This is a genomic window from Pseudomonas sp. TWI923 (assembly GCF_039673365.1).
GTDB classification, from domain to species: Bacteria; Pseudomonadota; Gammaproteobacteria; order Pseudomonadales; family Pseudomonadaceae; genus Aquipseudomonas; species Aquipseudomonas sichuanensis.
Genome location: NZ_JBDJLM010000141.1, coordinates 1 through 6,174, shown reverse-complemented (window position 1 = coordinate 6,174; position 6,174 = coordinate 1). Strand labels below are relative to the sequence as shown.

At 63.8% G+C, this 6,174-nt stretch carries 6 protein-coding genes; 5 read left to right on the top strand and 1 reads right to left on the bottom strand.

Translation table 11 applies throughout. From position 1 onward, the window contains the following. Window positions 1-95: 95 nt before the first annotated feature. Entirely contained in the window at window positions 96-1,655 is a 1,560-nt protein-coding gene (locus tag ABE459_RS25565; protein WP_125465033.1) for a sigma-54-dependent transcriptional regulator, read from the bottom strand. A gap of 256 nt (window positions 1,656-1,911) precedes the next feature. On the opposite strand from ABE459_RS25565, the gene phhA reads away from it, so the two are divergent. From phhA to ABE459_RS25540, 5 genes are all read left to right on the top strand, one after another. Next, entirely contained in the window at window positions 1,912-2,700 is a 789-nt protein-coding gene (gene phhA, locus ABE459_RS25560) for a phenylalanine 4-monooxygenase (protein WP_125465034.1), read from the top strand. A 42-nt stretch (window positions 2,701-2,742) separates the two neighbouring features. After that, window positions 2,743-3,099, top strand: coding sequence for a 4a-hydroxytetrahydrobiopterin dehydratase (locus ABE459_RS25555; protein WP_125465035.1), 357 nt, complete (start codon window positions 2,743-2,745; stop codon window positions 3,097-3,099). Further along, on the top strand, window positions 3,096-4,292 hold the full coding sequence (locus tag ABE459_RS25550; protein ID WP_346648168.1) for an amino acid aminotransferase: 1,197 nt from the start codon (window positions 3,096-3,098) through the stop codon (window positions 4,290-4,292). Before ABE459_RS25555 ends, ABE459_RS25550 begins: the two co-directional genes overlap by 4 nt. A 355-nt stretch (window positions 4,293-4,647) precedes the next feature. Next, window positions 4,648-4,776 carry a hypothetical protein gene (locus ABE459_RS25545; RefSeq protein ID WP_256671375.1) on the top strand — a complete coding sequence of 43 codons (129 nt, stop codon included), beginning with the start codon at window positions 4,648-4,650 and terminating at the stop codon, window positions 4,774-4,776. 98 nt (window positions 4,777-4,874) lie between these two features. Next, on the top strand, window positions 4,875-6,065 hold the full coding sequence (locus ABE459_RS25540) for an MFS transporter (protein ID WP_258704882.1): 1,191 nt from the start codon (window positions 4,875-4,877) through the stop codon (window positions 6,063-6,065). The last annotated feature ends 109 nt before the right edge of the window (window positions 6,066-6,174 follow it).

Here is a 6,174-nt window from a genome sequence, read left to right as displayed (position 1 = left end):
GCCCTTTCGCGGCTAAAGCCGCTCCCACAGGCTCTCACTATTCCTGTGGGAGCGGCTTTAGCCGCGAAATTACTGAATGCCACAACTTTCTGACATTAGTCAGCCGACTTGTTAAGTGAATAATCACGCAACTTGTTGGCAATCGTCGTGTGTGAAACACCCAGCCTTTTGCCCAACGCCCGGCTACTTGAATATTCACTCATCAAACTTTCAAGTACCGCCTTTTCAAAACGCCCGACAATCTGCGCAAGATCACCGTCCAGCGAAAACTCGCCCAACGGCTGGCGCGCACCATAATCCGGCAAACGGATATGTTCGCTCTTCACTACCCCGCCTTCGCACAACGACACGGCCTGGAACAACACGTTCTCCAGTTGCCGAACGTTGCCTGGCCAATGGTACTGACTGAGTTTGTCCATCGCTGCAGGCGCCAGCCGCGGCATCGGGCAACCAATCTGCCGGCTGGCCTGGTCGAGAAAGTGCTGCACCAACCCCTCCAGCCCATCCATGCACTCGCGCAGCGGCGGGATGTGCAGCGACAGCACGTTGAGCCGGTGGTAGAGGTCCTGGCGGAATTCCCCACGGGCACACAGCTCGGACAGGTCGACCTGAGTGGCACAGATCACGCGTACGTCCAGGTAAACCTCCTCATCGCTACCCACCCGGCGGAAGCAACCGTCCTGCAGGAAACGCAGCAGCTTCACCTGCAGGCGCGGGCTCATCTCCCCTACCCCGTCGAGGAACAAGGTGCCGCCTGCGGTCAGCTCCAAAAGCCCGAGCTTGCCTTCGGCACGCGCGCCCTCGAATGCCCCCGGCCCGTAACCGAACAGTTCGGTTTCGGCCATCGACTCCGGCAGGCCGGCGCAGTTGAGCGCCATCAATGGCGCCTGGCCACGCGGGCTGGCCAGGTGGCAGGCGCGGGCCAGCAGCTCCTTGCCGGTACCGGTTTCGCCCTCGATCAGCAGCGGCGCATCCAACGGCGCCATGCGCCGGGCCTCGCGCACCACCGCCGCCATCACTCGCGAGCTCTGGAAGATGCTGTCGAACCCGCGCAGCTCCTGCTTGCGCACGTTGTAGATGCGCTCGCCGATGCGGTCGGCGCGGTGCAGGGTCAATACCGCGCCGGCCAGCGCCTCGCTTTCGTCGTGCTCCGACTGCAGCGGCGCGATGTCGGCCAGGAACACGTCACCCTTGACCTTGATGCGCAGGCCGTTGATACGCGACTTGTTGGCGCGCACCAGCTCCGGCAGGTCGAAGTCCTCGACATAGCGTGAAAGCGGCAGGCCCGGCACCTCATCGACCCGCACCCCAAGCAGCTGCGCCGCGCCGCGGTTGGCGGCCACGATACTGCCGCCCATGTCGATGGACAGCACCGGGAAGTCCAGCGCCCCGAGCAAGGCATTGAGCTCCATGTGCCGGCGCTCGCTGGGCATCAGCCCGACCCGCTTGACCCCGAACACTCCGGCGATCGATTCGAACTTCGGCCGCAAGGCCTGGAACTGGATGTTGATCAGGTTCGGGCAGTGCAGGTAGATGGCGTTGCCATGATCACCCCCCACCTCACCGCGCAGCACGTTGATGCCGTACTCCACCAGCAAGTTGAGGATGTCGCGCAGGATCCCGATTCGGTTCTGGCAGTGCACTTTGATACGCATGAAAGCTCTCGAAGCGGCCGAAGTTTTTCTTCGGCACGCGGAAAAGTCGTAAAGATAAGCTGACAAAATCCACTTGAGGGCCAGCTCGATCTCCGTGATTTTCCGGGATGACAGGGCTTTTGTAAAATTATCGTTACAAAATCCGATACAGCAGACGCCCGATAGCGGCTCGCGACCCCGTGCAAAGTGGCGGATGTAGGGATATTCCTAATGCATGTCCTGCACATAACAAGAAAGCCCTCACCAGGAGCGCCGCATGAAACAGACGCAATACGTGGCCCGCGAGCCCGATGCGCAAGGGTTTATCGACTACCCGCAGCAAGAGCACGCGGTGTGGAACACCCTGATTACCCGCCAGCTGAAAGTCATCGAAGGCCGGGCCTGCCAGGAATACCTGGACGGCATCGAGCAGCTCAAGCTGCCCCATGACCGCATCCCGCAGCTGGGCGAAGTCAACAAGGTGCTCGGCGCCACCACCGGCTGGCAGGTTGCCCGCGTACCGGCACTGATCCCCTTCCAGACCTTCTTCGAACTGCTGGCCAGCAAGCGCTTCCCAGTCGCCACCTTCATCCGCACCCCGGAAGAACTCGACTACCTGCAAGAGCCCGACATCTTCCACGAGATCTTCGGCCACTGCCCGCTGCTGACCAACCCGTTCTTCGCCGAGTTCACCCACACCTACGGCAAGCTGGGCCTGGCGGCCACCAAGGAACAACGCGTTTACCTGGCGCGCCTGTACTGGATGACCATCGAATTCGGCCTGATGGAAACCCCGCAAGGTCGCAAGATCTATGGCGGCGGCATCCTCTCCTCGCCGAAAGAGACCGTCTACAGCCTGTCCGGCGAACCCGAGCACCAGGCCTTCGACCCGATCGAAGCCATGCGCACGCCGTACCGCATCGATATCCTGCAGCCCCTGTACTTCGTCCTGCCGAACATGAAGCGCCTGTTCGACCTGGCCCACGAAGACATCATGGCCATGGTCCACCAGGCCATGCAGCTGGGCCTGCACGCACCGAAGTTTCCACCCAAGGTCGCCGCCTGAGCCACCTTCGTCGATAACAACTCAAAACGGAAAATACTCACCATGAATGCCTTGAACCAAGCCCACTGCGAAGCCTGCCGCGCCGATGCACCAAAGGTCTCCGACGAAGAACTGGCGGTACTGATCCGCGAGATCCCGGACTGGAACATCGAAGTGCGCGACGGCCACATGGAGCTCGAGCGCGTATTCCTGTTCAAGAACTTCAAGCACGCCCTGGCCTTCACCAACGCCGTGGGTGAAATCGCCGAAGCCGAAGGCCACCACCCAGGCCTGCTGACCGAGTGGGGCAAGGTCACCGTGACCTGGTGGAGCCACTCGATCAAAGGCCTGCACCGCAACGACTTCATCATGTGCGCCCGCACCGACAAGGTCGCCGAGACCGCCGAAGGGCGTAAGTGATGCATTTCGCGGCGATCGGACGGGTCCCTGGCGACCCGATCCTCGGGCTGATGGAGGCCTACGCGCGCGATACCAATCCGGCCAAGTTCGACCTGGGCGTAGGCGTATTCAAGGACGCCCAGGGCCTGACGCCGATCCCTTCGGCGGTCAAGCAGGCCGAACAGCGCCTGATAGCCCAGCAAGCCAGCAAAAGCTACATCGGCGGCCACGGCGACGCAGCCTTCGGCCGCTTGATCAGCGAACTGGTGCTGGGCAGCGCTTCGCCTCTACTGGCCAGCCAGCGCGCCGGCGCCACCCAAACCCCGGGCGGCACCGGCGCCCTGCGCCTGGCGGCGGAATTCATCGCCCACTGCCTGCCGGGCCGCGGCATCTGGCTGAGCGACCCGACCTGGCCGATCCACGAGACCATCTTCGGCGGCGCCGAGCTCAAGGTGTCCCACTACCCATACGTGGGCACGGACAATCGCCTGGACGTCGCCGGCATGCTCGCCTCGCTGGAACAGGCCCCCGAAGGCGACGTGGTGCTGCTGCACGCCTGCTGCCACAACCCCACCGGCTTCGACCTGGGCCAGGACGACTGGCGCGCGGTGCTCGACATCGTCAAGCGACGCAACCTGCTGCCGCTGATCGATTTCGCCTACCAGGGCTTCGGCGACGGGCTGGAGGAAGATGCCTGGGCGGTACGACTGTTCGCCGCCGAGCTGCCGGAGCTGCTGATCACCAGCTCCTGCTCGAAGAACTTCGGCCTGTACCGCGACCGCACCGGCGCCCTGCTGGTTTGCAGCCACAACGCCGAGAAACTGCAGGACGTGCGCAGCCAGCTGGCGTTCATTGCCCGCAACCTGTGGTCGACGCCGCCGGATCATGGCGCGGCGGTGGTGGCCGAGATTCTCGGCGACCCGGCGCTCAAGGCGCTGTGGATCGAAGAAGTCGACGCAATGCGCCAGCGCATCGCCGAGCTGCGCCAAGGGCTGGTCAAGGCCCTGGAACCGCACGGCCTGGCCGAGCGCTTCGCGCACATTGCCGCGCAACGCGGGATGTTCTCGTACACCGGACTGAATCCGGAGCAGGTGCGCCTGCTGCGGGAAAAGCACAGCGTGTACATGGTCGGCACCGGCCGGGCGAATATCGCCGGGGCGGATGCCAAGCGCCTGGAACAGCTGGCAGCGGCAATCGCCGACGTCTGCCGCTGATATCGCAGTACCTGTGGGAGCGGCTTTAGCCGCGAAGCAAGCGACGCGGAGCCTGGCACCGGCTACGCCGGTGTTCGCGGCTAAAGCCGCTCCCACATGGACCGCGCCAGTCTCATAGCTGTGGGAGCTGGCTTGCCAGCGATGAAGCCCGCACAGGCAATACAAGACAGTTGTTCCCACAGTGTTTTCCGCTACCCGAGCACAGTCAGTGGTGCGCTGATCGCCCGCAAAAACCGACCCACGGGGCGGAAAAATCTCAAACTGTCATCCTCACTGCTGTATCCTGCCCCTGCTTTTCGAAGCCACACACGCGCCACGCGCAGTCTTTTCACTCACACTTGCGAGGAACGACGAGATGCATGAAATCCCGAATCTTCCCTTCCCAAGCCTGAACCCCGAAGAGCAATCCGTTGCCGCCCACGCCGAACCGACGCCTGCCGTCGAACCGCACGGTGACGATCAATCCAGCGCTGACCAGGAATAACCGCGCAGACCCCGACAGTGTGAAAACGGCTGGCCTGTGGGAAACTCCCCGCCATCGCGTTTTCACACCGTCCAGAACCTCTATACATCGAAGGCCCCATGCCCGATTCACCGCGCCCCCTTGCGGTCACACTGCAAGTCGTCTCGATCGTCCTCTTCACCTTCATCGGCTACCTGAACATCGGCATCCCCCTTGCCGTGTTGCCGGGCTATGTGCACAACCAACTGGGTTTCAGCGCCGTCATCGCCGGCCTGGTGATCAGTGTGCAGTACCTGGCCACCCTGCTCAGCCGCCCCACCGCCAGCCGCATCATCGACAACCTCGGCAGCAAGAAAGCCGTGATGTGGGGCCTGGCCGGCTGCGGCCTGAGCGGCGTATTCATGCTCGCCTGCCACTTCCTCACGCCCTGGCCCTGGCTGAGCCTGTCCTGCCTGCTGATCGGCCGCCTGGTGCTGGGCAGCGCGGAAAGCCTGGTGGGCTCGGGTTCGATTGGCTGGGGCATCGGCCGGGTCGGCTCGCAGAACACCGCCAAGGTGATCTCCTGGAACGGCATCGCCAGCTATGGCGCACTGGCCATCGGCGCACCGCTCGGGGTGCTGATGGTCAAGCACCTTGGGCTGTGGAGCATGGGCGCGAGCATCATCCTGCTGGGTGTGCTCGGCCTGCTGCTGGCCTGGCCCAAGCGCGCAGCGCCGGTGGTCAGCGGGGTGCGCCTGCCCTTCCTGCAAGTACTGGGCAAGGTGTTCCCCCATGGCTCGGGGCTGGCCCTGGGCTCGATCGGCTTTGGCACCATCGCCACCTTCATCACCCTGTACTACGCCAGCCGTGACTGGCCCAACGCGGCGCTGACCCTGAGCCTGTTCGGCGCCAGCTTCATCAGTGCGCGCCTGCTGTTTGGCAACATGATCAACCGGCTGGGTGGTTTTCGCGTGGCAATCGTTTGCTTGTCGGTGGAGACCCTGGGGTTGCTGATGCTGTGGCTGGCGCCGAGCGCCGAGATGGCCCTGGCCGGCGCGGCGCTCAGTGGTTTCGGCTTCTCGCTGGTGTTCCCGGCGCTGGGCGTCGAGGCGGTGAACCAGGTATCGGCGGCCAACCGCGGCGCAGCGGTGGGGGCCTATTCGCTGTTCATCGACCTGTCGCTGGGGATTACCGGGCCGCTGGTGGGCGCGGTGGCGGCGGGGTTCGGCTTTGCGTCGATGTTCCTGTTTGCGGCAGGGGCTTCGGCGTGCGGGCTGGTGTTGAGCCTGTATCTGTACCGCCAGGCGCGGCGGATGCGCCAGAACAGCTGAACGGTATAAATCTGCACCGGCCGCTTCGCGGGGGAAACCCCCCCCCCCCAGAGGGCGCCGTGGTTGAGGAAAACGAAAGAAAGGGGGGGGGGGGTTTACCCCGCAGAGG

Excerpts from the sequence above, each read along its gene's own strand:
- ABE459_RS25565 (WP_125465033.1), bottom strand. The coding sequence starts at position 1,655 with ATGCGTATCAAAGTGCACTGCCAGAACCGAATCGGGATCCTGCGCGAC.
- phhA (WP_125465034.1), top strand. The coding sequence starts at position 1,912 with ATGAAACAGACGCAATACGTGGCCCGCGAGCCCGATGCGCAAGGGTTT.
- ABE459_RS25555 (WP_125465035.1), top strand. The coding sequence starts at position 2,743 with ATGAATGCCTTGAACCAAGCCCACTGCGAAGCCTGCCGCGCCGATGCA.
- ABE459_RS25545 (WP_256671375.1), top strand. The coding sequence starts at position 4,648 with ATGCATGAAATCCCGAATCTTCCCTTCCCAAGCCTGAACCCCGAAGAG.
- ABE459_RS25540 (WP_258704882.1), top strand. The coding sequence starts at position 4,875 with ATGCCCGATTCACCGCGCCCCCTTGCGGTCACACTGCAAGTCGTCTCG.